We start from the raw sequence: 19,556 nt of genomic DNA, 5'->3' as shown, positions 1-19,556 counted from the left end.
TTGGGTTTTGCGTTCTCCCCGCTCCTCCTTTCCTTCGCCCTCAGGTTCCGGACGAGGGAGGAGGGCTGGAACCGGGGGCGCCGGGCGCGGTGCTCTCCCCCTCTCCGGCCACGCGCACCGCGATACCAAGCACATTCCCGAGGAGGTCCGCCCTCTTTGCGGCCGTCGCCACCTCCTCTTCGCAGTCGGGGCACCCGGCCGCGCGGACCGTCACCGATCCAGGCGCGACCTCGCACCTCACCTCCCGGACCTTCCCCCCGCGGGTGCAGTCGAGGCCGTCTGCCACCCGGAGGATCCCGGCGAGCACGAGTGCGGCCCGCTGCTCCTCGGGGGAGACGAGTGCGAGGTACCCGGACTCCGCCTCACTGCCCTTCCCGCGGTGGACCCTGGCGAGGAGTCCCGCGACCGCGCGCTCGCGCACGGTGAGGGGGAGGTCCTCTGCCCCGTAGACGAGGTACGCGCCGGCCTCCGCGTGCCCCTTCCTCCCGCGCCCGAGGCCCGCGTCGTGGAGGAGGGAACCGTACCAGAGGAGTACCCTCTCCCCGGCGGGGAGACGGTGGAGGTCCCGGAGCTGGTCGAAGAGCGAGAGCGCGAGGGCCGCGACGTGGCGCGGGTGGGCGATATCCCCCGTGGACCGGGAGGCGAACGAGAGGACTGCCGCCTCCTTCTCCCCGTCGGGGACGTGGCCGCCGGGCGCGTAGGCCGCCTTGTATCCGGTGAGGATCTCCGCCTTGAGGTCGTTCCAGAACCCTGCCGCGCAGAGACTGTCCCACGTGCGGACGAAGTTCCTGTAAATCCGCTCCCTCTCGCGCTCGCGCTCCCTCTGGAACTCCCTGAGTCCCTGGATCGCGCGGGGTCCCGGGCGCGAGGGGTCGCCCGGAGAGAGCGGGCGCGACCGTTCCTTCAGGAGGAGGGTGGTCACCGTGTCGATCCAGACGTCGGTGTCGTGGAGGTCCCCGAGGATACCCTGGAGGTCGGCGACCCGGGCGATGTACTTCCGGAGGCCGAGCCTGTAGAGGGGCGCGAAGATCTCCATCGTGTACCTCAGGTTCTTTGCGGCGATGCGCATCGCGTGGTGGTCGGCGACCGCCTCGGGGACGTGCACGACGGGCGCGTACGCGAGGAGGGCGCGCAGTGCCCTGCCCACCTGCTCCGCGGCGAGGGCGTGGACCGTGCTCGGGGCGTGCGCCCGCCTCTTCGGGTGGGCAGGCAGGGGCGAGATGCCCCTGAACGCCTCCCTGATGACCGGGGGGACCTCCTCCTCGAACCTGCCGAGGGCAGAGACCACGTCTGCCTGGAGTTTCTCCCGCTCCCTGCGCAGCTTCTGGAGGAGGAACCGGATCGCCTCGAAGATCGGGGGGACCTCCTCCCCGCTCCACTCTCCCTGCGCGATCCCGAGGCGCTTTGCCTCGCGCTTCCGGAGTTTCTTCAGGAACGCGATCTGGACGTCGGAGTCCCGCGCCCGCGAGAGGGCCCTCGTGATCTCCCTCGTCCTCCGGAAGACCTTCCTGAAGCGCTTCTCGCCGAGGAACGGGCGGAACGTCCGGAGGCAGGCCCGCATCCGCCGGGAGGCGACCCGCATGCGGTGGAGGTACTCGATGTCATCCCCCTTCCGCACGCCCTCTGCCTCCCTGAGCGCGGCTTCGAGGAGGGGGAGGATCCTGTTCGCGGCGAACCTGCAGACGAGGGATCCCTTCCCCCGCGGGGGAGTGCTGCTGGCATCTGTCACGGGGCACGATCACCCTGTTGACCCGGTGATCTCCCTTCGGGTACAGTTCTTATGGATTTTTCTCAAGTGGGGGAGGGTTGAAAAACAGAGATCGTGGTGTTCAGTGTCATTTCCCTCCGGGACACATACATCTACAGAGCATGAATCTATAGAGCGTGAGGTACCGTGGCAATCCTGCGGAAAGCAAGGGATGGGCACGAGAGGAGGGGGATCGGGAGATTTGGAACGGGCAGTCAGCGCCGTCTCCTGTAATTGAAGTGGCACTTGCGGATGTTTTTCACGCGCATCTCCATGTACTGTTCTATTTTCTTCTTGAGGTTCTCGTCGTCGGATACGTTCTCAAGAACCCTGTGCGCAGGAGGATCGTGGGCCATCGCAGATCACTCGTAATTTTCCTCTCCAGAGAAAAAATTACCGGTTTTCCCACGGGACAATTTCCGGAATTCACGCGCCCGATTCCCGATCCGCCGTTTCAATACGATTCTTTTTCCGAACGGGGAGGCGGGCTATCTCCCCCCGATCCCGCGGGACGCCACAGTCCCCTCGAGACCGAGTACGCGAAGAGGAAGAGGGCGATGAGCACGCACATCAGCGAGAGGCCGACGATAGTGTCCGAGTAGAGGGGATCCCGGACATACCACGAGAATCCCCCGAGGAAGTGCGTGAGGCTGACGAGGGCCACGAGGGCGACGCCGGTGGGGTAGAGGTCGGAACCATGGAGGAGCGAGAGGACGAGGTTTGACGCGACGTAGTAGAACGCGACGATCCCGAGTGTGTAGAGGGGCACGAGGTCGTGCGCCACCGCGAACCGGAGGAGGGGACTCGCCTCGTAGGCGAGGATGACCTCCCTCCCCCCCGAGAGGAGGAACGTGAGGGCGTAATCGGCGAGGACCGCGATGGCCGGGAGGGTGGCGATGATGCCCGGCGCATAGAATATCCCCCCTGCTGCGTCCTCGACGTCATCCATCGTATATATCCTCTTGTTTTTTCATTTTTTCTCTTTATTCTTAAAATTTTGCAATATTTTCATTTTACCTAATTTTTTTTTTTCTTATCGCGGGTAGCACCGTAACCCGATGGAGACGCTATTTGTTTATCGCAGTCCATTTTCCGGACTGGTCCTGCCGGGAGAGCCCGCGCCCCTCCCGCGCGGGCAAAAGAGGGATTATGTCGTCCCCCTCCCCAATGGTACCGCGATGTTTCTCGGAGGCGGCCTCGAGCGGGTCCCGGAGAAGGCCCTCATCGTCCTCGAGGAGGACACGGGCTGCATGAAGGATTTCCTCGCCCAGAAGATCGCGGTGGAGACTTCCCGCGAGGGCAGGAAGGTCGTGTACCTGACGTCCCACTACAGGGAGGACATCCTCTCCCAGATGGCGCGCTACGGGATGCAGCCCGCGCCGAACTTCTCCATCGTCGGGGACTGCCACGCCGTCGGGCCGTCCCTGGAGTACTGCACCGCCGACCTCTGCGTCCTCGACCCCGTCTCCTCGATGCTCCTCGGCCTAGACATCCCGCAGGTGCAGTCCTCCCTCTGGGCCATGCGGAAGATGGCTCGCGAGGGGAGGACCTTCCTCCTCGTCTCGGACATGGGAGTCCTCCCCTCCCCCCACGAGCAGCTCCTCCGCGCCACCGCCGACGGCGTGATACGGTTCCTCGCCGTGCAGGAAGGCGAACGGGTGAAGAGGTACATCCACGTCATGAAGATGCGGGGGTACATCCCGCCCGACAGGATGATCCCCTTCAACGTGACGGACGAGGGGCTCCTCATCGACACGAGGGAGAGGCTCGGGTAGTGACGGGTTCCGTCGGGGAGCGCCCCGGGGGGGGGGAGCGGCGGGCATTCCCTCCCCGTTTTCACTCTTTCTCAACGGTACAGCGCCCTCACCGTGTAGAACCTGACGTCCCCTGCCCTCGGGCCCTCGAGCGTGACCTCGAACTCCCACGACCCGCCGGCGGGGATCGGCCCGGGTGCCGCGACCGCCCGCGACCCGACCCTCTTTTTGTCCGCGTCGAGGAAATCGACGACGAGTACCGCCTTCTCGACCGGCACATCGCCGGTGTTCCGCGCCTCCCCCAGGACGAGGAACGCGCTATCACCGTGGACGCCGAGGTGCCGAGCGATCTCGAGCGAGGCGTTTCCCCCCGCGGTTCCCGTCTCCTCCCCCTGCCGGAGGCACCCGGCGGAGAGGAGGCAGGAGACCGCGAGGGCGAGGGCGAGCACCGCGGTGGGTGCGCGGGATCTCGGCACGGTCACTTCACTCCCCCTCGCTGCCCATCTGCCTAAGGAGGTCCTCGTACGCCCTCTCCCTCTCGAACGCCGCGGCAGGTTTTTCTCCCTTCCCCGTCCCGCCGTCTCCGGGCGAAAACGGGGGGATCTTCAGGCCGGAGAACAGCGGCGCGAGGATGTCGGGGCCCGGGAGGCGGAGGTCCCCGAGGCCGAAGGCGTGGTGGATGGCCTCCTCCCCGCAGGGACCGAGCACGAACTCTTCCGCGTAGGCCGAGAAGAAGGGGAACGTTACCGTCACCGAATGCGGCCCCGGCGGGACCTGCGCGAGCCTGACCGGCGTGAGTCCCACGAACTCCCCGTCGAGGGTGACCTTCGCCCCGCGGGGATCCGAGGTCACCGTCACGGCAGCCGGCCCCTCGCACACCTCTCCCCCGGCCAACCCGGGCGCCGAGAGCCCCGCGCTGTGCACCGCGGCGAGCGGGGTGAGGGCGACGGAGTGGACGACTACCCCGCCTGCGGTGACAGGGACGTTCCCCTCGTATGGTTCGAATCCCTCCAGTTCGAGCCTGACCACGTGCGTCCCGGGCTCGATTGCGTCGACCGAGAGGGGGGTCTTCCCCCTCTCCACGCCGTCGAGGATGAGGGTTGCGCCCCCGGGGACGGACGCGACGCGGAGGGCACCACCCGCGGGTCCCGCGCCGGGGACGAGACGGACAGAGACCCTCACCGCCTCGCGGGGGACGACCGTGACGTTCAGGACCGCGGGGTGGTACCCCGGGAGGGTGAGGGTGAGGGGGTGCTCGCCGGCGGGGACGACCTCCACGGTGACGGGGGTCTTGCCCTTCTTCTCCCCGCCGAGGGTGACCTCCGCGCCGGGCGGGTCCGAGCTCACGTGGAGGGTCCCCGCCGGGACCGCCGGGGGTTCCTTCCTCGTCGCGCCCGGCCGGAAGAGGACCGTCGCTGCCCTCCTCTTCTCCGTGTGGTTGACGACGCCGTTTGGGGACTCCTCGGCGAGCCACAGCATGGTCCTCTCCCCGTCGGCGTCCACGACCGGCGCCCAGCCGGTGAGCGTCACCTTCAGCGACTCACCCTTCCCCGAGGGGTAGGAGAGCTCCCACGCGGTGAACGTGACGGCCTTCCCCCTCCGCGCGGGGAGGTCTTTGCGTATCCCGTCGTAGAGGAGGACGGGGAGCCACACGGCCTCCTCGAGGTCGGTCCTCATGACGAGCTGGTTGTCGCGGGAGAACGTGTAGGGGCCCCCCGAGTAGATGTCCATGAACGCGGTCACGGTGACGCGCGTCTCGTTCCCGACGATCTCCTCCGGCTCGACGCGTATCTGCCACGTATTCACGTCTGCCGCGGCCGGTCCGCACGCCGCCGCGAGCGCGAGCGAAAGCGCGCAGAGGGTGAGCGCGATCGCCCTCTCCCACGTACAATTCCGGTCACGCGAATCCGTAACCATCGCTCACTCCCCCCTCGCGACGAAGGGAACGGTCGCCGTGACGCCCTCGCAGGTCACGGAGAGCGAATACGCCCCCTCCTCCTGCCCGAGGATGACCCTCGCGGAGATCCTCCCGTCCGCTCCCGTCCTCCCCGAGTCTGGCTTCACGGTGCCCGACGGGCCGATCGAGAACCGGACCTCCGCGTTCTCCCTCGGTTTGCCCTCCTTGTCGAGGACCGCGACGACCACCTCTTCCGGGAGCGGGAGCCCGGGGTAGCCCTTCTGCCCGGCGCCCGAGATCACCTTAATGGTGACCTCCCCCGGCGGCGGCCCCTGCGCGGCGGGGATGAGGAGCGTCACGCAGGCGACGTAGCCCGCGGCCATGAGGACCGCGGAGTGCTTGAGCCCGTGGCGGGCCTCGCCCTCGCTTATTTTCCCGATGATGAGCCCCCCGAAGAACGCGTTCACCATCACGAGGTGGAAGAACCCCGCCGTGAAGTCGAGGTCCTTGAGCTGGTTGCCCTTGCCGAGGAACGAGACCGCGCCGAGGTCCTGGAGGAAGGGGAGGAGGGACGTCGTGAGCGTGAGGACGATGAAGAAGATGATCCCCTGCGCGAAGTAGAAGATGAACGTGTACTGGGCGAGGTTCCCCTCCTTCTCCCTCTCGATCCCGATGAGGCTGCGCATGTCCTCGGAGGCCTTGAGGATGAGGTCGGCCGTCGACCCGCCGCTGTACGAGGCCTCGACCACGAGGAGGGTGTAGCGCGCGATGAGCTCGCTCTTCAGCGTCCTCGTCATCGCCCTCATCGCCTCCTCGAAGGACTTGCCGTAGGCGAGCGCGGTCGCGGCGAGCCGGACGTGGGGCGTGAGGATCCCGAGGTCCGTCTTTGAGAGCTCGCGCACGGACTTGATGGGGTCAAGGCCGCCCCGCATCAGCTCGGAGAGCTTGAAGAGGAACTCGCAGTACAGCTCCTCCTTCCGGCGCGTCCGCCGCTTCTCGAGGGTGACGTCGAGAGCGTAGGGCGTGATCGCGACGAGGGTCGCGATGACGAGGACGTGGTCTATGCCGACGGGTTTCGCCTCGGGCTGCTGTTCCTCGGATGTGACGGGCAGCGTCACCCCTGTCGATTCCCCGCCCTCCTCTCCCTCCATCTGCTTGAGGAACTCCTCGTAGGCCTTCTGCCGGTCCGAGACCTCTGCCTTCTTCTCCTGCCCGGGGAGCGCGGCAAAACCGGTGAGGAGCGAGGCCGCGACGAGGAGGACCGCGACCGCGACCGGGAGGCCGATGGTGAAGTACTCGCGCCGGACGTCGTACTTCAGGTACAGGGCTTCGAGGAATTCCTTCATGGCGGATCAGGGCGTGGTCGAGTACTTCACCGCGAGCATCTGGAGGAAGACGATGTTGATGACGGGGATGAGGACGTACACGAGGAGGTCGAACATCTGCCGCGGGGTGAGGGGGCCGAGCTCGATCCCGAGCGCGCCGGAGATGACGATCCCGAGGACCGAGAGGGTCATGATCATGACGACGCCCCCGAGGTACCCTTCCCCGAAGACCGCGAGGGACTCGACGAACTCCTTGTAGATCTGCCGGCGGATGGCCATCAGTTCCTTGGACTTGCCCTCGAGGTAGCCCTTCAGGCCGCCCCCGCTGTAGATGATATTCGTGATGTCGATGCAGATGTCGCGGAATATCTCGGAGGGCGTGTTGTTCACGAGGGAGTGCATCGCGGTGACGAGGTCTTCCCCGAGCACGTCCGTGCGGAAGAGGACCTTCTTGAACTCGTTCGAGATGTGCCCGTAGTCCTCCCTCGCCACCCGGCGGATGGTGTCGAGCGGCGTCGCGCCGGAGCTCGCGAGGATCGACATGAACGAGAGGGCGTAGGGGAGCTTCCTCTCGATGTCCATCTTCTTGTTCGAGATCTGCGCCTGGAGAAAGAACGGGAAGCCGAGCCCCACCCCGCAGACCCCGATCGCGGGGAAGAGGGCGACGTACGCGAGGGGCTCTTCCAGCCGGAACGGGCTGAAAGGCGCGACAAAGAGGATCAGCCCCGCGCAGAGCATGACCGCGCCGGAAAGGACGGTCGTCCCCATCCAGAGGGACATGAACATCCCGGGCGTCATCTCGGCGTCCACCTGGTAGAGCATCCGGGCGATGGTGGGGTTCGGCGAGCGGTCGAGCCCCCTCCCGAGAACGTAGCAGAGTTTCTTGTACCGTTCGAGAATTCCCGGTTCTGCCATCTTTCTGCCCCGGGAAAGAAAATCTATATATAGGGTCCTAGGGAAAATTTCGGACTGGCGAGATGCACTGTGCATCTCCCCCTGGGTGATGTTCACGCGAAGACATCCATCCCCCGATTTTTTTCACGCTCGTCACCGTGAACAGGTGTCCCTCCGATCCCCACGCGTTCACACATGAGGAGATGCCCGCCACTATTATAGAATTTACTCTAAAACAATATAGTAAAATGTATAGAATATAGAGAACGGGAATTCCCTACCCCCACGAAAAGCCCGTGCCCGGCGCGGAGAAGAACTTCTCCGCGATGACCCTGCAGGCGGCATGGCTCTCCGGGATGTACCGCGCGGTCAGTTCGCGCTGTTCCTCCCGTTCCCCGCGCGGGAGGTCCGACACCCAGTCCTCCACCATCCCGGCAGTGATCTCGACGTGGAACTGGAGGCCGAGTGCACTGCCCACGCGTAGTCCCTGGTTCCTCACCTTTTCCCCGCGGAACACGCGTTCTGCTCCCGCCGGCAGGTCGAAAGTCTCGCCGTGCATCTGGAAGACCGGGAACGTCGCGGGGAGTCCGGGCAGGAAATCCTGCCGCGTGCGGGTGACGAAAGACCACCCGATCTCGGGCTCGCAGGGCCGGACCGCGGCGCCGAGTGCAGAGGCGATCAGCTGCGCGCCAAGGCAGATCCCGAGGACGGGGCGGCCTGCCGCGATCCACCCGCGGACCAGACTCTTCTCCGCGGCGAGCCATGGGTATTCCCGCTCGTCGTTGACACTCATCGGGCCGCCAAGCAGGACGAGGTGCGTGGACGTGACCGGGGGGATCTCCCCCGTCTCGTGGAGGGGGACGCACCGCATCAAAAATCCCATCCCGCGGGCGATCTCCCCGAGGTACCCGCTCCCCTCGTTCTCCGCGTGCTGGATCACCGTGACTTCCCGCAGCGTCATGGAATCCCCTGACCGTGTGGGTCCTCCCCGCTGAAAAACCTCACCCCCGCCATTCCCGGGGAAATCCCTCCCTCACACCCTCCGCGCGGAGAGCACGCAGAATCCTGCCCGAGGGTCGACCCGCTCCGCGCGGAACCCCGCGCCGGTCACCATCGCGAGGACCTCCTCCCTTGCGTAGAACCGCGCCCGCGAGAGGAACCGGTGCTTGCCGGGCGCGTGGAGGTACCTCTCGTGGATCGGCCCGCCCCTCTCGATGAACGCGAGGACGAGGAGCCCGCCGGGAGAGAGGGCGCGGTGGCACTCGCGGAGCGCGCGGTGGGGGTCGTCGAGGAAGCAATCGACCGTCACGAGGAGGACGAGGGCGAGGGAGGACGACCGGAGGGGGAGTGCTTCCCCGGTCCCCCGCACCACCTGGATACCCCTCGCCCTCGCCATCCGGGCGAGCGCGCGGGACGGCTCGACCCCGAGGTCCACACCGAGCGCCGCGGCAAACCTCCCCGACCCTGCCCCCACCTCGGCCGAGGGGGAGAGTCCCGGGGGGACGGCCTCGCGGACGCGGGCAAGCTCGGCGAGGAACTCGTCGCGGTGCGCGTCGAACCACGTGTCGTACTCGCCCGCGTGCGCGTCGAAGACTTCCCACGCCATAACCTCATCCCCGCGGACCGGGTCTTTCCCCCGCCGCGTGCAGCCCGTCTACAGACCCGTCCGCCCGCGCCACCCGCGGCCCTCCCCGCAGTTCCGCGGCGGCCCGCTCGAGGGCGAGGGCAACCTCCCGCCGGAACCTCTCCCTGTCGACGGCCCGCGCGGCGTGCCCCTCGAGGACCATGATCCTGTCCGCGTGGGCGACGAGCGTGTCCATCGCGCAGGCCGCGATGACGAGCGCGGTGTCCCCGAGCCTCCCGCGGTGGCGGGAGACGATCTCGGAGAGGGGGGTGACGCCGTCGCCCTGCAGCGCGCTCCGCACGAGGAGGTTGGGTGCGGACCTGTCCTCGTCGACGAGGAGGAGGGGGCACCCGCGCGAGATCGCCCGCTGGACCTGATACGCCATGCTCACCGAGCCGCTCCCGAGGCCTGACGCGGCGTGCACGGTCCCGCCCATCCCGGGGGGGAGCCGGGAGAAGAACATGCTCACGTCCGCCCCCGAGAGGACGGCCTGCGTTGCCTCCGCGGTGCAGGCGCCTGGCACGGTGACGACCATCTCCCTCCCGTCCCCCGCGGCGTGCGTGTCCACGCCGGAGAGAATCCCCTCGAGGAACGTCGTCTTCCCCTCGGCGTTCGAGCCCGCGACGGCGAAGACCTCTCGCCTCCGTATCCCCAGGCCTGTTGCCGTGCGGTTGCTCGCCGGGAGCTCGACCTCGACGGGCGAGAGCGCTTCGGGGCACGCGAAGGGGACGGAGACGCCTTCCTTGGGCCCTGCGACGCGGGGGATGCACCTGTGCCGCGTGAGGGTGCGCGCGAGCCGCGACCCGTCCCCGACGAAGGAGACGAGGCCGAGGCCGGGGAGTTTCTCCCTGAGGATCTCCTGGTCGAGGGCAAGAAGCCATGCCGCCTCGATCTCGCGGTCAGGGACCGAGAACGCGACGTCCGCGATCGCCCCGCAGTACTCTTCGACGGTCCCCGCAAACTCCCGCGCCGCCCGGGGCGGGGGCCCGTCCGGGCAGGGGACCGCCCCTGCCACGACGAGGTGGATCCCGGCCGGGCCGGCACGGTTGTGCCCGCCCGCGTGCCAGATGTGGGACGCGAGCGCCGCGGGCGACGAAACGATTGTATACGGTTCGCTCCACGCCGCGAAACGGTGGGGGGAGCGCGTGCCCCGCCCGGCGAGCGGACCGAGTGCCCGGTCCGTCCGCGCCCTCTCCTTCGCGCGCTCGATCACGAGGGCGACGGCCCCCGCCGATCCCCGCGGGTCGAGCGAAAACTCGGAGAGGATCTGCCTGCGGACGACGACCGGGAGGGAGAAGACGAGGTCCTCTCCGTCCGGCGACCGGACAGCGTACGCCGTCACGTCCCGCCTCACCGCCGCCCTGTCGACCTCCCACCGGCGGTCCCCGCCGAGCGCGAGGATCGCCCCGAGGAACGCGTCTGCGCCGGCGTCGTGCATGGGAATGTACCTCGCCCGGGGACTCCCGCGTCCCCTTTCTCTCTCCCGTACCTCGCCCCCGGCAGGGATGAACTTCTCCCCCCCGGAAAAACCTTGATGTCGCAGCCCCGCAGAGGTGACAGTCGTGGCAGGTATTACGGAGAGGACCTTTGCCCGCCCCCGCGTCGTCGTCAGCCGCTGCATCGAGTTCGATCCCTGCCGGTACGACGGGTCGCGCATCCCGTCGCGGGAGGTCGCCCTCCTTAAGGAGCACGCGGAGTGCATCCCCGTCTGCCCGGAGGTCGAGATCGGCCTTGGCGTCCCCCGGCCGGCGGTCCGGCTCGTGCGGGTCGGGGAGGCCGACCGCCTCGTCCAGCCCGCGACGGGGAGGGACGTGACGGACGCGATGGTGCGGTTCACGGCGGAGTTCCTCGGGGGACTCCCGCCGGTCGACGGGTTCATCCTGAAAGGGGGGTCGCCCACGTCCGGGCCGAGGAACGTGAAGGTCTACCCCGGCCCCGGGAGGTCCGCGGCGAGCGGCAGGGCGGTAGGCCTCTTCGCGCGCGAGGTCCTGCGGAGGTTCCCCCTCCTCCCCGTCGAGGACGAGCAGAGGCTCCGGAACGGGAGGATTCGCGACCACTTCCTCACCCGCATCTTCACGCTCGCCTCGTTCCGCGAGGTCGAGCAGGCGGGCGACCCCGGGAGGCTCGTCGCGTTCCACGCGGAGAACAAGCTCCTCCTCCTCGCGCACAGCCAGGACCTCGCGCGGAGGATGGGGAGGCTCCTTTCCGTGAGGGGGTCGGTGGACCGGGAGGCCCTCTTCGGCGCGTACCGCGCGATGCTCTGCGAGGCGCTCGCGCGGGTCCCCCGGTACACCCAGAACGTCAACGTCCTCCTCCACGTCCTCGGGCACTTCAGGGACCGCGTGACGAGGGGGGAGAGGGATCACTGTCTCCGCCTGATCGCACGCTACAGGGAGGGGACCGCGCGCCTCGCGGAGCCCCGCGACCTCCTCCGCTCGTGGGTGATACGCTTCCGCGAGGAGAGCCTCGTGGACCAGACCTTCTTTGCCCCCTTCCCGCCCGCGCTGGGGAGCCTGCCCGACGAGATCACCGACAGGGGGAGGGACATGTTCGGGGACGGTCCCCGGCGATGACTGTCCCCCGCGCGCCCGGCGGGGAGGGGTCTGTCACCCTCGTCCTCCCCCACCAGCTCTTCGCCGGGAGCCCCGCGCTCTCCCCGGGAAGGGACGTCGTCCTCGTCGAGGACCCGTGGTTCTTCCGGAGGCTCCGGTTCTGCGCCCAGAAGCTCGTCTTCCACAGGGCGTCGATGCGGGCGTACCGCGACGCGCTCGAGGGGAATGGCTACCACGTGAAGTACATCGATTCTGCCGCCGCGGGGACGACGAGCGACTACCTCCGCGACCTCGCCCGCGCCGGCGTCCGGGAGATCCACCTCTGCGACCCGGTGGAGCGCGGGCTCGCCCGCGAGATCGCGGAGGCATGCAGCGTGGCGGGCATCCGCGCGGTGGTCCACGAGACCCCGATGTTCCTCTGCGACGAGGAGTACGTCCACTCGGTCTTCGGGGCAATGGAGAGGTACTCGCTCACCCCCTTCTACATCGCCCAGAGGAAGCGCCTCGGCATCCTCGTCGGCGAGGACGGGCGGCCCGCGGGGGGACGCTGGACCTTCGATGTCTACAACAGGGAGCCCCTCCCCGCCGGGACAGGGGTGCCGCGGCCGTGGACCCCCCGCCGGAACGCCTACGTCGGGGAGGCGATCGAATACGTCCGCGAGAATTTCCCGGGCGCCCCGGGCGACACCTCGGGTTTCTGCTGGCCGGTCACGCACGACGACGCGGAGCGGTGGTTCCGGGACTTCCTCTCGCGCCGGCTCGCCCTCTTTGGGCCGTACCAGGACGCGATCTCCCGGGAGGAGACCTTCCTCTTCCACTCGGCCGCAAGCCCGCTCCTCAACTGCGGGCTGCTCTCCCCCCGGCACGTGGTCGAGTGGACGCTCTCGCACGCGCGGGAGGAGGACGTCCCCCTCGCCTCGCTCGAAGGGTTCGTCCGGCAGGTCGTCGGGTGGCGCGAGTTCGTCCGGGGGGTGTACGAGGTCGCGGGCGAGAGGCAGCGGGCCGCAAACGTGCTCGGGCACTCGCGGGATATCCCCCCCTCTTTCTGGACCGGCAGAACGGGGATCGACCCCGTCGACACCGTCGTCCGCAGGGTCCTCGCGCACGGTTACTGCCACCACATCGAGCGGCTGATGGTCCTCGGGAACTTCATGCTCCTCTGCGGGTTCTCCCCCCGGTCGGTGTACGAGTGGTTCTCCGCGCTCTTCATCGACGCGTACGACTGGGTGATGGTCCCCAACGTCTTCGGGATGAGCCAGTTTGCCGACGGCGGCCTGATGAGCACGAAGCCCTACGTCTCGGGATCCCGCTACCTCCTCCGGATGAGCGATTTTTCGCGGGGCGACTGGTGCGAGGTCTGGGACGCGCTCTTCTGGCGGTTCGCCTGGGTCCACAGGGACCTCCTCTCGAAAAACCCCCGCTTCGCCCCCCTCGCCTCGCGGGCCGCGCGCATGCCGGGGGAGGTCCGCGCCGCACTCCTCGGGAGGGCGGAGGAGTTCCTCGCCACACTCTGAACGACGCGGGAGCGGCCTCGCCGGACCATCACTGAAATCTATTCATTACAAGGGTTTCGCCCCCCACGTAATGAGACGCCTGTTCAACGCCCCGGCGTGCATCCTCGTCGCGTACGCCCTCGCCTCTGCCGGATGCACGGTGACCAGCACCGCGCCACCGCGGACCATCGTGATCGGCGTGATGCTGTTCAACGGGCAGTACATCCTCGGCGAGATGGTCGCCCTCCTCCTCAAACAGGAGGATAACGAGACGGAGGTCCGGTCGGGGATGAACAACGCGGGCCTCTACGAGGCCACGAAGGCCGGGATCGTCGACGCGTACGTGGACTACACGAGCGCGCCGTCTGCGCCCGCCTGACCGCGAGGAAGCCTGCCGACCGGTGGGACCCCGACGAGGTGTACGTTGCCGTCCGGGAGGTGGTCGCGCGGTTCCACGTGCCCGAGATCCTCGCGGGGATCGTCCCCGCGGTGGGAATCGCGCTCGCGTCAGACGTCCTCCTCGCGCTCCTCGAGCGGAGGCTCGCCCCCGCCTTCCCCGGCGGGGAGGATGTCACTTTCCGGCCGCCCCACCTTCCTCCTCGCCCTCGATGAGCCCGTCCCTCATCTCGAGGGTCCTGTCAAAGTATTGCTTGTGCCACTCCTCGTGGGAGACCATCACGATCGTCTGGCCGAGCTCCCTATTCAGTTTCCTGAAGAGGTCGAGGATGACCCTCGAGTTCTGCGTGTCGAGGTTCGCGCAGGGCTCGTCCGCGAGGAGGAGGGCGGGCCTGTGGACGAGGGCCCGGGCGATGGCGACCCTCTGCTGCTCCCCCCCGGAGAGCTGCCCCGGGAGGTGGTGGACCCTGTCGCCGAGCCCGACGAGCCCGAGGATCTCGGTGCAGGCGCGGGTGCACTCCCCCGGCGTCATCCCGCGGACCATGGACGGGAGGTACACGTTCTCCTTCGCCGTGAGCTCGGGGATGAGCGCGTAGTCCTGGAAGACGTACCCGAGCCGGAAGAGGCGGAAACGGGTCCTCTCCCGCTCGCCGAGCCGCCCGACGTCGACCCCGTCTACCGAGAGCGACCCGCTCGTCGGCCGGTCGAGGAGGCCGAACATGTGGAGGAGGGTCGACTTCCCGCTCCCGCTCGGCCCCATGATGCCGACGAACTCACCCCTCCGGATCTCGACCGAGACCCCCCGCAGCGCCCGCACCTGCGTGGGCCCCGTCCCGTAGACCTTCACGAGGTCGCGCGCGACGATCATGTCAACCCCTGATCGCGGAGAGGATCTCCTCCCGCGTCGTCATCCACGCCGGGACGTACCCCGCGACGAGCGAGACGGCGAAGAGGCTCGCGAGCGACCGCGCGACGAGGGCGGCGTCCACGACCGGCGCGACCGGTCCCCCGGGGAAGACGATGGGGTTCGACTCGAGGACCCTGAGGATGAGGAGGAGGAACCCGGACCCGCAGAGCGACCCCGCCGCGAAGATGAAGAGCGCCTGGAAGATGTACGACTTGATGATGATCCCGCGGTCGATGCCGATTGCCTTCAGGATCCCTATCTGCCTCCGCCGGTACACGGTGTTGATGAAGACCACGATGAAGATGACCACGACCGCGATGACGAGGCTCACGACCGTCCCGATGAAGTTGATGATCGCAAAGCTCCCCACGATCTGGTTGAGGAATCCCGCCGACTTCTCCTCCCACGTCCATATCTTCTCGCGCACGCCGTAGGAGAGGAGGGTCGTGCGCATCTCTTCCTCCCTCCCCGTCTCCGCCGTCCGGACGAGGACCTGGTGGGCCCGGTCCGCGATCCCGAGGATCTCCTCGTAGTCCTCCCTCGTGACGAAGGCCGCGGAGTCCGCGCTGAACGAGCCGGACCGCACGATCCCCTTCACGCGGAACGGGCGTGTCTCGCCGTTCGGGAACGTCACCTCGACCACCTTCCCGACGTCCACGCCGCCGAGGGAGGGGGTCGCGTCGCGCTCGTTCCCGGTCCCCGCGATCCTGTAGCCGAGGACGATCTGGCCCGAGTCCCCGCCCGAGAGGTACTCCCCTCTCTGGACCTTCGTCCCGATCTTCAGGACCTTCTGCTCGTCGGCGGGGTCGACCGCGTAGAGGGCGGGCGTGATCCTGTTGCCCTTGTACACGATTGTCGCACCCGTCACGTACCGCGGGGAGACCCCCGTGACCCCGGGTATCCGCTCGAGTTTCCTCTTGAGCTCGGCAACGCCGGTGATGTACACCTCGTCCTTCCTCGGCTCGATCACGATATTGCCGTAACTGTAGTCGATGCTCTGCTGGTTGAAGAGGACCGCGACCCCCGTGATGATGGAGGGGAGGAAGACGAGGTTCACGAAGACCATCCCGATGATCAGGATGGTCAGGACGAGCGGCCCCTTGTTCCCGCGGGAGATCAGCCGCGAGGCGAGGAAGAGGGCAACCTTCGATTCTTCAAGCATTCTCCCGTCCCTTTCGCATCTTCGCGTGGTACCAGAGGGCCCCCGCTCCCGCCGCGAAAAGAACGATGAGGACCATAGCGGCGGCGGGGATTCCCCCCGAGCCGATGACGTAGAGCCGGATCTCCTGCTCCACCTGGCCCTTCCCGTAGTCGTCCTCGTAGTTGATGGTCAACCTGCAGGGGATATCCCCCGCGCGGTCTGCCTGGAGGACGAATGGGGCGGGCGCGTCGTTCCCGGGCTCGATCTTCCCAACGAACGCCTCCTTCGTCCCGCTGAGCGGGACCTCGATCCTCGCGTCCACGGACTTCGCGTCGCCCGTGCCGGTATTCTCGATCCGGATGACGAGCGCGAAGAGGTCGCCCTCCCTGATCCTGACCGGCTCCGTGGTCACCTGCGAGACGTCGAGCCGCGCCCTCCCCCTCACGTAGACCCCGAGGACTTCACGCTGGACATGGGTCGAGCCGTCCGGTTCCGTGTACTCGATGGTGAGGGTGACGGGGCGCAGGCCCGGGGATATTTTCTTGTCGGTCGAGAACTCCATCGCGATCGCCCTCTGCTCCCCGGCCCCGAGCCGCGCGATGTGGATCGTCCCGGGGGTCCTCGGCACGATCCTCGCCTCCTGCGTCTCGACCGTGACGCGGACGTTGCTCGCCGGGACCCTGCCCGTGTTCGCGAGCACGACCGATGCCGAGAAGTCCTCGCCCGGGGCAACGCTCCACGGCAGCTGTTTCTCGACGGTGATCCGCACCCTCTCGGGGACGAAGACGTCGCTGTTCACGTTCACCGGCACCGGGTACTTGAGGCTCTTTCCCTCGGCGACGCGGATCCAGACCTCGGGGAAGTAGACCCCGGGCTCCCGCGGTGCCCGCACGAGGAACGAGAACGGCATCGACTGCCCCGGCCCGATCTCCCCGATCCTCGAATACCCGCTGCTCAATACCTCGATCCCCCTCCCCACTAGCGTTATGCTCTCGATAGGGGCGTTGATGGAAAGGCTCGTGGTCGTCGCGGTCGTGTCCGACCGGTACGAGCTCGTGAGGGTCGCCTGGTCCGCCGTGTTCCTCACGACAACGGTCACGATCCCCTCCTCGCCCGGGACGAGGACCGGGGGCGTGACCCTGTAGTCCGCGACGATCACGGTGGGAACGTTCGCGGCGGCTGCGGAAAGAACAGCAAACGAGAGACAGATGAGGAGGGAATAGAGGATCCCTCTCCGCCAAAGGATGCGCCCTTCATGGGATCCCATGCAAAGTATCTCTCACTCCCCCCGCTATAATACCCACAGAAAGATCCGTGTCGGGTAACCGATGCGGGGGCGGATGGTCTCTCCCGTACCTAGGCCTCGCGCCCTCCCGGAGGTCCCTCTCCCCCAAAGTACCGGTCGATCCACGCCACGATCTCGTCCCGGACCTTCCGGAACGTCTCTATCGTGCCCCCCGCGGGGTCGGGGATCGAGACGTGGACCGTCTCGCGTGCCCACGGGAAGAAGGGGCAGGTCGCACGCGCGGAGTCGCACACGGTCACCACGATGTCCATCTCCCTCCCGGCGAATTCCGCGAGGGTCTTGGAACGCTGGCCCGTGATGTCGATGCCGATCTCCCTCATCGCCTCGACCGCGAGGGGATTGACCGACGATGCCGTCGTCCCCGCCGAGTAGGCGTTGTACCGGTCGCCGTAGCGCGCCCGCAGATACCCCTCGGCCATCTGGGACCGGGCAGCGTTGTGCGTGCAGACGAAGAGGACGTCCTTCTTCCTCTCCACGGATGGTCACTCCACAATCCCGGAGGGAGCCTGCCCCCGGCCGCGTGTCTTGCCGCTCACGGGCACTCGCCCCCTTCCCCGCACCCGCAGTCGCACCCGCACGTCGGGCCGTCTCTCTCCACGGCGGCGACGAACGCACGCCTGATCAGGTCGGGCGGGATAGCCTCGTAGCGGTTCCCGCCATGCACGATTGCACGACAGTATGCCTCGTCCTCTCCCGTGAGACACGCGCAGGATTGACACGGGGTGTGAATCACCTCCGATCCCCCCAGGTACTCCTCGATCGGCCTCCCGTTGATGGTAACCGTGTTCGAGAATGCGATCTCCTCCCCGGGGAGGACTGTCTCGCGGAACTCCGGCGACACGTTCTTCTCCGTGAAGTACGGACCGAGGTCCCGGAGGACCTCGCGGATCGCGTCGCCCGTTTCGCTGCACCGCTCGCACGTGCCCCTCACATCGTCTCCGATGTGCTTCCACTCAATGACGAGCCTCTTTCCCATGGTCTTGCTCACCCTCTCTGCATCCACACTGCCCCTCATTCTCCGCCGGGACGGAGATGACCGGGTCCCTGTCAAGGAGCCGCGCAAGCTCCCTGACAAACGCTCGGACCGATGCGGGTGCCGGATCGGCCCTCCTGTAATACACCCAGAGACCCTCCCTCCGGGCCGTGACGAGGCCGGCGTTCCGGAGAATCCCGAGGTGGCGGGAGACCTTCGTCTGCGTCGTCCCGAGGGCGGCCTGGATGTGGCAGACGCAGAGCTCCCCGTTGCCGAGGAGGAGGTATATCCCAAGCCTCGTCTCATCGGATAGCGCCCTGAGGATGGTGGTATACCGGGACAGGGGGAATACGCGGTGCTGGCCTCTCTTCCCAGTCATGCACAAACCAGATTGGTGACCGGAGATAAATTCGGTTCCCCTCATCCAAGGACACCTGCCGTCTGCATGAGCTGCAGGACGACCCCCGTGCTGATGGCCACACCGAGGACGACTGCAACGAACGTCGCGACGAGCCTCCTCTCGAAGATGGATGCAAGAAGGGTCACCTCGGGAATGCTTGCCCCCGCCCCCCCGATGATGAGTGCCATGACGGCACCAAGCCCCATTCCCTTCGCGAGGAGGACCGCACTGACGGGAATGATTGTCTCAGCCCGGATGTACATGGGAATTCCGATAACTGCAGCGGCCGGAATGGCAAGGGGGTTTTCCGGACCCGCGAGGGAGACAATCAGGTCTTCGGGCACGAACCCATAGATGAATGCCCCGGCCGCTGCCCCGAGGATGAGGTACGGGAGTACCTGGCGGAAGATGCGGAGGGAGAAACCGAGGGCGGACCTCATCCTGCGCGCGTGGGTGGCGCCGGCCCACGTGTCCGCGGGGGTCCCTGCGGCACTGCACGAACACCCGCACCCGGCTGCCTGTGTGGCCGTGCCCGCAGCTCCCGGACAGCAGCCCGCATGCCCACTTTCCGGGAGAACGGAGTTGTCGGCACAACACCCCGATCCCGTACCCTGTGGCAGCAGGGTCTTTCCGAGTCCGAGGGGCTTCACGAACCGGATGAAATTCCTGTCCTCGAGGATAATGCCCGATGCGACCGCGATGCCAAACGTGACTGTGCCGTAGAGGAGCGTGGGGATTGGCCCGAAGAATGCCAGCACCATGAAAACGATGACCGGGTTCAGGAGCGGGGATGCGAGGAGGAATGCCATGCACGCACCGAACGGGACGCGGGAGTTGAGGAGACCGGCGAGCACGGGGATCGTGGAGCAGGAGCAAAAGGGCGTGAGGGCACCGAAGAATGCACCGATCGCCGTCCCCGTGACCCTGTGCCGGGACGAGAGCGCCCGGCGTATCCTCTCCTCGGGGAGGTATTCCCTGATGAGCCCCACGAGGAAGCTCACTCCCACGAAGAGGAGGACAAGCTCCAGTGTGATGACGAGGAAAAACTGTCCGGCAGCAGAGAAATCGTTGATCGCTCCCGCAACCATATGCGTATATTCGGTTTTTCAAATATATTATTTTTATTTATCGTGGTTCTTTCTGTATT

22 protein-coding genes are annotated in these 19,556 nt (G+C 67.2%); 5 read left to right on the top strand and 17 right to left on the bottom strand.

What is annotated here, in order from left to right; all coding sequences use genetic code 11:
* Positions 1–40: 40 nt before the first annotated feature.
* The 3 genes from QFX32_05445 to QFX32_05435 form a co-directional block, all read right to left on the bottom strand.
* Complete coding sequence (locus tag QFX32_05445) at positions 41–1,729, bottom strand: CHAD domain-containing protein (protein MDI9633487.1); 1,689 nt, start codon at positions 1,727–1,729, stop codon at positions 41–43.
* 233 nt (positions 1,730–1,962) lie between these two features.
* The gene (locus QFX32_05440; GenBank protein MDI9633486.1) at positions 1,963–2,103 is read right to left on the bottom strand and encodes a hypothetical protein; all 141 of its coding nucleotides are present in this window, start codon (positions 2,101–2,103) and stop codon (positions 1,963–1,965) included.
* Positions 2,104–2,201: 98 nt separating this feature from the next.
* A complete protein-coding gene (locus QFX32_05435) occupies positions 2,202–2,696 on the bottom strand; it encodes a hypothetical protein (GenBank protein MDI9633485.1) in 495 nt (164 codons plus the stop codon).
* A gap of 229 nt (positions 2,697–2,925) precedes the next feature.
* On the opposite strand from QFX32_05435, the gene QFX32_05430 reads away from it, so the two are divergent.
* A complete protein-coding gene (locus tag QFX32_05430; GenBank protein ID MDI9633484.1) occupies positions 2,926–3,522 on the top strand; it encodes an RAD55 family ATPase in 597 nt (198 codons plus the stop codon).
* Between the two features lie 71 nt (positions 3,523–3,593).
* On the opposite strand, the gene QFX32_05425 is transcribed toward QFX32_05430, so the two are convergent.
* From QFX32_05425 to QFX32_05395, 7 genes are all read right to left on the bottom strand, one after another.
* Positions 3,594–3,983: an FxLYD domain-containing protein gene (locus QFX32_05425; GenBank protein ID MDI9633483.1), complete on the bottom strand. Its 390-nt coding sequence runs from the start codon at positions 3,981–3,983 to the stop codon at positions 3,594–3,596.
* A 1-nt stretch (position 3,984) separates the two neighbouring features.
* On the bottom strand, positions 3,985–5,418 hold the full coding sequence (locus QFX32_05420; GenBank protein ID MDI9633482.1) for a PEGA domain-containing protein: 1,434 nt from the start codon (positions 5,416–5,418) through the stop codon (positions 3,985–3,987).
* Between the two features lie 3 nt (positions 5,419–5,421).
* Positions 5,422–6,744, bottom strand: a complete 1,323-nt coding sequence (locus tag QFX32_05415; protein ID MDI9633481.1) for a type II secretion system F family protein — start codon at positions 6,742–6,744, stop codon at positions 5,422–5,424.
* A 6-nt stretch (positions 6,745–6,750) separates the two neighbouring features.
* Positions 6,751–7,638: a type II secretion system F family protein gene (locus QFX32_05410; protein ID MDI9633480.1), complete on the bottom strand. Its 888-nt coding sequence runs from the start codon at positions 7,636–7,638 to the stop codon at positions 6,751–6,753.
* A 256-nt stretch (positions 7,639–7,894) separates the two neighbouring features.
* Complete coding sequence (locus tag QFX32_05405; GenBank protein MDI9633479.1) at positions 7,895–8,578, bottom strand: type 1 glutamine amidotransferase; 684 nt, start codon at positions 8,576–8,578, stop codon at positions 7,895–7,897.
* A gap of 72 nt (positions 8,579–8,650) precedes the next feature.
* Positions 8,651–9,223 (bottom strand): methyltransferase domain-containing protein, encoded by a 573-nt coding sequence (locus tag QFX32_05400; GenBank protein MDI9633478.1) that lies wholly within the window; start codon positions 9,221–9,223, stop codon positions 8,651–8,653.
* 4 nt (positions 9,224–9,227) lie between these two features.
* Positions 9,228–10,679: an ABC-ATPase domain-containing protein gene (locus QFX32_05395; GenBank protein ID MDI9633477.1), complete on the bottom strand. Its 1,452-nt coding sequence runs from the start codon at positions 10,677–10,679 to the stop codon at positions 9,228–9,230.
* A gap of 124 nt (positions 10,680–10,803) precedes the next feature.
* Here QFX32_05395 and QFX32_05390 point away from each other — a divergent pair, with 124 nt between their 5' ends.
* The 4 genes from QFX32_05390 (at position 10,804) to QFX32_05375 (ending at position 13,898) form a co-directional block, all read left to right on the top strand.
* Positions 10,804–11,814 carry a DUF523 and DUF1722 domain-containing protein gene (locus tag QFX32_05390; protein MDI9633476.1) on the top strand — a complete coding sequence of 337 codons (1,011 nt, stop codon included), beginning with the start codon at positions 10,804–10,806 and terminating at the stop codon, positions 11,812–11,814.
* Positions 11,811–13,307: a cryptochrome/photolyase family protein gene (locus QFX32_05385; protein ID MDI9633475.1), complete on the top strand. Its 1,497-nt coding sequence runs from the start codon at positions 11,811–11,813 to the stop codon at positions 13,305–13,307. The genes QFX32_05390 and QFX32_05385 overlap by 4 nt, the downstream gene beginning before the upstream one ends.
* Before the next feature lie 70 nt (positions 13,308–13,377).
* On the top strand, positions 13,378–13,665 hold the full coding sequence (locus tag QFX32_05380) for a glycine betaine ABC transporter substrate-binding protein (protein MDI9633474.1): 288 nt from the start codon (positions 13,378–13,380) through the stop codon (positions 13,663–13,665).
* A gap of 38 nt (positions 13,666–13,703) precedes the next feature.
* Positions 13,704–13,898, top strand: a complete 195-nt coding sequence (locus tag QFX32_05375; GenBank protein ID MDI9633473.1) for a hypothetical protein — start codon at positions 13,704–13,706, stop codon at positions 13,896–13,898.
* Here QFX32_05375 and QFX32_05370 read toward each other — a convergent pair.
* The 7 genes from QFX32_05370 to QFX32_05340 form a co-directional block, all read right to left on the bottom strand.
* Entirely contained in the window at positions 13,858–14,550 is a 693-nt protein-coding gene (locus QFX32_05370) for an ABC transporter ATP-binding protein (protein ID MDI9633472.1), read from the bottom strand. The genes QFX32_05375 and QFX32_05370 overlap by 41 nt on opposite strands.
* Before the next feature lies 1 nt (position 14,551).
* Positions 14,552–15,751 (bottom strand): FtsX-like permease family protein, encoded by a 1,200-nt coding sequence (locus QFX32_05365; protein MDI9633471.1) that lies wholly within the window; start codon positions 15,749–15,751, stop codon positions 14,552–14,554.
* Positions 15,744–16,997: an S-layer protein gene (locus tag QFX32_05360; protein ID MDI9633470.1), complete on the bottom strand. Its 1,254-nt coding sequence runs from the start codon at positions 16,995–16,997 to the stop codon at positions 15,744–15,746. Before QFX32_05360 ends, QFX32_05365 begins: the two co-directional genes overlap by 8 nt.
* A gap of 89 nt (positions 16,998–17,086) precedes the next feature.
* Complete coding sequence (locus QFX32_05355) at positions 17,087–17,512, bottom strand: arsenate reductase ArsC (GenBank protein ID MDI9633469.1); 426 nt, start codon at positions 17,510–17,512, stop codon at positions 17,087–17,089.
* A gap of 56 nt (positions 17,513–17,568) precedes the next feature.
* Positions 17,569–18,012, bottom strand: coding sequence for a DUF2703 domain-containing protein (locus tag QFX32_05350; protein MDI9633468.1), 444 nt, complete (start codon positions 18,010–18,012; stop codon positions 17,569–17,571).
* Positions 17,990–18,388, bottom strand: coding sequence for a metalloregulator ArsR/SmtB family transcription factor (locus QFX32_05345; GenBank protein MDI9633467.1), 399 nt, complete (start codon positions 18,386–18,388; stop codon positions 17,990–17,992). The genes QFX32_05350 and QFX32_05345 overlap by 23 nt, the downstream gene beginning before the upstream one ends.
* A gap of 41 nt (positions 18,389–18,429) precedes the next feature.
* Positions 18,430–19,497 carry a permease gene (locus tag QFX32_05340; GenBank protein MDI9633466.1) on the bottom strand — a complete coding sequence of 356 codons (1,068 nt, stop codon included), beginning with the start codon at positions 19,495–19,497 and terminating at the stop codon, positions 18,430–18,432.
* Between the last annotated feature and the right edge of the window lie 59 nt (positions 19,498–19,556).

Source organism: Methanolinea sp., assembly GCA_030055515.1.
Taxonomy (GTDB): domain Archaea; phylum Halobacteriota; class Methanomicrobia; order Methanomicrobiales; family Methanospirillaceae; genus Methanolinea_A.
The sequence above is the reverse complement of the archived record's forward strand: the minus strand, read 5'-3'. Positions and strand labels throughout refer to the sequence as shown.

What these genes read in the sequence shown, in the direction of transcription:
- QFX32_05350 (MDI9633468.1), bottom strand. Translation starts at nt 18,012, where the DNA reads ATGGGAAAGAGGCTCGTCATTGAGTGGAAGCACATCGGAGACGATGTG.
- QFX32_05360 (MDI9633470.1), bottom strand. Translation starts at nt 16,997, where the DNA reads ATGGGATCCCATGAAGGGCGCATCCTTTGGCGGAGAGGGATCCTCTAT.
- QFX32_05440 (MDI9633486.1), bottom strand. Translation starts at nt 2,103, where the DNA reads ATGGCCCACGATCCTCCTGCGCACAGGGTTCTTGAGAACGTATCCGAC.
- QFX32_05385 (MDI9633475.1), top strand. Translation starts at nt 11,811, where the DNA reads ATGACTGTCCCCCGCGCGCCCGGCGGGGAGGGGTCTGTCACCCTCGTC.
- QFX32_05345 (MDI9633467.1), bottom strand. Translation starts at nt 18,388, where the DNA reads ATGACTGGGAAGAGAGGCCAGCACCGCGTATTCCCCCTGTCCCGGTAT.
- QFX32_05415 (MDI9633481.1), bottom strand. Translation starts at nt 6,744, where the DNA reads ATGAAGGAATTCCTCGAAGCCCTGTACCTGAAGTACGACGTCCGGCGC.
- QFX32_05410 (MDI9633480.1), bottom strand. Translation starts at nt 7,638, where the DNA reads ATGGCAGAACCGGGAATTCTCGAACGGTACAAGAAACTCTGCTACGTT.
- QFX32_05405 (MDI9633479.1), bottom strand. Translation starts at nt 8,578, where the DNA reads ATGACGCTGCGGGAAGTCACGGTGATCCAGCACGCGGAGAACGAGGGG.
- QFX32_05435 (MDI9633485.1), bottom strand. Translation starts at nt 2,696, where the DNA reads ATGGATGACGTCGAGGACGCAGCAGGGGGGATATTCTATGCGCCGGGC.
- QFX32_05340 (MDI9633466.1), bottom strand. Translation starts at nt 19,497, where the DNA reads ATGGTTGCGGGAGCGATCAACGATTTCTCTGCTGCCGGACAGTTTTTC.
- QFX32_05365 (MDI9633471.1), bottom strand. Translation starts at nt 15,751, where the DNA reads ATGCTTGAAGAATCGAAGGTTGCCCTCTTCCTCGCCTCGCGGCTGATC.
- QFX32_05420 (MDI9633482.1), bottom strand. Translation starts at nt 5,418, where the DNA reads ATGGTTACGGATTCGCGTGACCGGAATTGTACGTGGGAGAGGGCGATC.
- QFX32_05370 (MDI9633472.1), bottom strand. Translation starts at nt 14,550, where the DNA reads ATGATCGTCGCGCGCGACCTCGTGAAGGTCTACGGGACGGGGCCCACG.
- QFX32_05395 (MDI9633477.1), bottom strand. Translation starts at nt 10,679, where the DNA reads ATGCACGACGCCGGCGCAGACGCGTTCCTCGGGGCGATCCTCGCGCTC.
- QFX32_05400 (MDI9633478.1), bottom strand. Translation starts at nt 9,223, where the DNA reads ATGGCGTGGGAAGTCTTCGACGCGCACGCGGGCGAGTACGACACGTGG.
- QFX32_05430 (MDI9633484.1), top strand. Translation starts at nt 2,926, where the DNA reads ATGTTTCTCGGAGGCGGCCTCGAGCGGGTCCCGGAGAAGGCCCTCATC.
- QFX32_05380 (MDI9633474.1), top strand. Translation starts at nt 13,378, where the DNA reads ATGAGACGCCTGTTCAACGCCCCGGCGTGCATCCTCGTCGCGTACGCC.